The 3,356-nt window shown below is 41.8% G+C and carries 6 protein-coding genes and 1 pseudogene; 6 read left to right on the top strand and 1 reads right to left on the bottom strand.

Annotated features, from left to right (window positions below):
- The first annotated feature begins 68 nt into the window (after positions 1–68).
- From ACKXF9_RS15335 to ACKXF9_RS15310, 6 genes are all read left to right on the top strand, one after another.
- Entirely contained in the window at positions 69–599 is a 531-nt protein-coding gene (locus ACKXF9_RS15335) for an RNA polymerase sigma factor (protein ID WP_097785869.1), read from the top strand.
- A complete protein-coding gene (locus tag ACKXF9_RS15330; protein WP_418265689.1) occupies positions 592–768 on the top strand; it encodes a hypothetical protein in 177 nt (58 codons plus the stop codon). Before ACKXF9_RS15335 ends, ACKXF9_RS15330 begins: the two co-directional genes overlap by 8 nt.
- Complete coding sequence (locus ACKXF9_RS15325) at positions 762–1,280, top strand: DUF4367 domain-containing protein (protein WP_418265688.1); 519 nt, start codon at positions 762–764, stop codon at positions 1,278–1,280. The genes ACKXF9_RS15330 and ACKXF9_RS15325 overlap by 7 nt, the downstream gene beginning before the upstream one ends.
- 470 nt (positions 1,281–1,750) lie before the next feature.
- The gene (locus tag ACKXF9_RS15320; RefSeq protein WP_143405954.1) at positions 1,751–2,026 is read left to right on the top strand and encodes a hypothetical protein; all 276 of its coding nucleotides are present in this window, start codon (positions 1,751–1,753) and stop codon (positions 2,024–2,026) included.
- Between the two features lie 95 nt (positions 2,027–2,121).
- Positions 2,122–2,520 carry a hypothetical protein gene (locus ACKXF9_RS15315; protein WP_294649020.1) on the top strand — a complete coding sequence of 133 codons (399 nt, stop codon included), beginning with the start codon at positions 2,122–2,124 and terminating at the stop codon, positions 2,518–2,520.
- A complete protein-coding gene (locus ACKXF9_RS15310) occupies positions 2,517–3,056 on the top strand; it encodes a hypothetical protein (RefSeq protein WP_129872948.1) in 540 nt (179 codons plus the stop codon). Before ACKXF9_RS15315 ends, ACKXF9_RS15310 begins: the two co-directional genes overlap by 4 nt.
- 83 nt (positions 3,057–3,139) lie before the next feature.
- Here ACKXF9_RS15310 and ACKXF9_RS15305 read toward each other — a convergent pair.
- Positions 3,140–3,232 (bottom strand): annotated as a pseudogene (locus ACKXF9_RS15305) (DUF6061 family protein); the annotation flags it as partial.
- Between the last annotated feature and the right edge of the window lie 124 nt (positions 3,233–3,356).

The raw sequence follows: 3,356 nt of genomic DNA, 5'->3' as shown, positions 1-3,356 counted from the left end.
ATGAATGGGCAGAGAGGAATTGTGTCAAATTGACATAATTCCTCCCGATAAGAGGGATGTGAGCGAAAATGCTGGCAATGTATCTGGCAGTTCTGGATGACCAGAGCGGTGAAGAACAATTTGTAGATGTATACAATACCTACAAGCGGCTGGTCTACCATACTGCTTACAAAATTATGGGCGATTCGTATCTGGCAGAAGATGTACTGCAAGAGGTGTTTTTGTACGTTGCCAAAAATTTTTCTAAAATTCATCGAGAAAACTGTCACGAACTCGCTGCTTATCTCGTTAGTTGTAGTAGAAGCCGTGCTTACGATATGCTTCGCAAGCAGCGAGAAGAACCGCTGGAAGAAGTCCCGGACGCACCAGATGATGCCCCGGTGCCGGATGATGCAGCAGTCAGCACCGATAACATCCAACACCTGACAGAACTGATCGGACAGATGAAGCCGATGTATCGTGATCCGCTGCGCCTTTTGGCAATGGGCTGCACCAACAGGGAGATTGCCGAATCGCTTGGACTGACGGATGAAGTGGTTCGGATGCGGCTTTTCCGTGGAAGAAAACTATTGTGGAAGGAGCTAAACAGCCATGAGTGAGCGGACAGAAGTTTCTTTTGACGCTGCATTGATGATGGCACTCCGTGCAGATGCACAAAAAGAACTGGACGAACTGCCAACTCCAGCACAGCTTAAGGAACGCTACCCGGACACGTCCCGATGGGATGCTCGCCTGAAAGCGGCATTGCATAAACGCCGCCGGTGCTGAAGCGAGTGCTTGTTGCGGCCCTGACGCTGATAATTCTGACCTTCGGTGCGCTTGCAGTAAGTGCAGACTTCCGCAAGGCGGTCTATACGATGATTCAGAAGTTCCTGCCCATTGAGATGCAGCTGACGTATCAAGTGGACGGCGAACCGTTGGAACGATTACCGGATGGATACAGCGATCATTATGTGCCGGACGGCTTTGAAATGGACGATGCGCAGAAATTTGAACGAGCAGAAAACTTTTTACATGTTTACTCGTCAAAAGAAACAGAGGAAAGCTACACTGTCCGTTGTTCAATTATCCAGCCGGGGCAGCAGTCCCTATTTGATAATGAGCATACAGTGTACGAAACCGTAAAGGTCGGAGAAGCAGATGCAACTTTGGGAACGAGTGCAAGCGAAAACGGAGACGCCGTTTATATTTTAAGCTGGGAGCGAGGAGGCGTTTCAAACACGATTATGGGAAACACCTCCCGAGATGAGATTATGAGAATTGCTGAAAACGTATTTTAATATGAGACACCATGCTGTTTGTTGAAATTGACAAATAGCATGGTGCTTTTTTGTATAAGCATACAAACATAACAATAAGCAGAAATTTTTTCAAAAAAGTTGTCACAAACACAAGGCAAACTACGTTGACTAATATATGAAGTAGGCACATGGGTATACGACACTGTTACTCAATGGTTTGCTGAACGAGCAGAACAAGCTTATGAAGATGCAAAAAATACTGGAGAACCAACAGATAAACATTCAACGCAAAGTACTTCTGAAGGCTCTTCTCTGCCTAAAACCGGAACCCCGTATTCGTCTAAGGATCTCGAAGATAGTGAAGGTGTGAAGCAAAGAAGATATTACGATAAGAATGGAAATGCGGATATGGATATTGATTATCGCCACGGGGGAACAGGCCATACGTTTCCCCATAGACATGATTGGAACAATGGCGTACGAGGGCCTGCATATTAAGGAGAACAACTGTGAACAACGTACCGTTTAAGATGATTATTGAGGATTTAAATTGTGGACGCGAAATAGAGTTTGCTTATCATGGAAAGAAATATTCAATTACAAACAGTGAAGGCTATTGGAATTTTTGCTGTGACACTGACGGAATCATTATTGAAAGACTTTGCCCTTTCAATGATAAAACAAAACTTATAGAACGCGTTTCTAACCTAAATGTTGAGGGGGTTCTGCTTTCAACAATTTTTGATAAAGCAAAATATGACGCACAATCGCTTTGCATCTTATAAATTTTGCTTTTGATTCTAAATTATGAGAGGGTGATTCCGGTGCAGAAAAATAGAACACATATTTCAAAAATAAAGATGAAAGGAAAGGGTTGAAAATGGATTTTCTTAAGCAAAAAGGGCCATTAGCAAGAGACTTCTGCAACACGTTGATTTACATTATTTCGTTAGTGTCATTAAAGCCTGCAAGCCTTCAGAGTGTGTTGACAGAACTTCAATGGAATGGGATGTGGTTCTTTTCTCTGGCATTTTTCGCTGTCATCTTTATGGAAATGCTGTCCGATTTTTTGCTGGTTACAGATCGCTGCACTGCATGGAAAGCATTAAATGGAAATGTCAGCGAAGCCGAATTTCACAATCTTCAGCAGATTGTCCTATGCGAAAATCAGAAAGTTTCCATTGAGAAGAAACTTGCAAGTACGATACTACTGGTTCTGATGATATGTGCAACTGCTGCATTTGTGTGGTTTACCTTTTGGTATAAGGTTTTGTTATGAAAGAGATAATTATTATACCACATATTGGAATTGGACAATTAAAATTAGGCATGACGTCAGATGAGCTAGAAAATGCTCTTCTAGAAATGAAGAAACATTGGTCGAATTCTTCTGATGAAGCAATGCAAATGGAATGTTGTGCGGAAACCGATGACCCTAATTTGATAACCGGACGATATATGGATAACGCTTCGTTCTTTCTTGTGCAGTACCGGAACGGAAAAGCTACTGAAATCGGCATCCAGCGTGATTTGTCTAAAGTGGCATCAATAAAATTGTTCGGGATGGATATGTTTAATACAGCTGCCGAGTGTATTATTGATAGCTTAATGAAAAAGGACAACGTTATTTGCAACGAAAAGGACTTGCAACTGGGAACGGAATATTTTTTTCCCGAAATTGGAGTCCGACTCTGGAGAGAGCGAGCATTTCATCCCAAATTGTTGAAAGACCCGTTATACATGGAAGAAATGCAGGCGGTATTAGAAGACGAATATCAGTATCAGTATTTTCAGATGGTTACCATAATAGGTTGAACTACTAACTAACCATGAGCCCTCTATTTGTAACAACTGCAAGTAGAAGGCTCTTGGTTTACTTTGGATATTTTAATTAAAAGTCAGTATTTCAGTCTGCCATGGTCACAACCGAGTGAGAGATAATGCTCAATCTCACCACCTAGCACTAGCTGGGCATACTCCAAAGATTTATTCTAACGAATGAATATTTTGCGCTTTGAACAATTTGACGATTGACATATTGTGCAATATGGAGAATTTCAAATGTCACTTAGTTCTCGATTGACTTGTAATGCAGAAAGCATTACAATAAATTCG

Origin of the sequence: Faecalibacterium sp. 9 (assembly GCF_048320955.1) — a bacterium.
In the GTDB taxonomy this organism is placed as follows: Bacteria; Bacillota; Clostridia; order Oscillospirales; family Ruminococcaceae; genus Faecalibacterium; species Faecalibacterium wellingii.
Note: the sequence above shows the minus strand (reverse complement) of the source record. Positions and strands in the feature narration are given on the sequence as shown.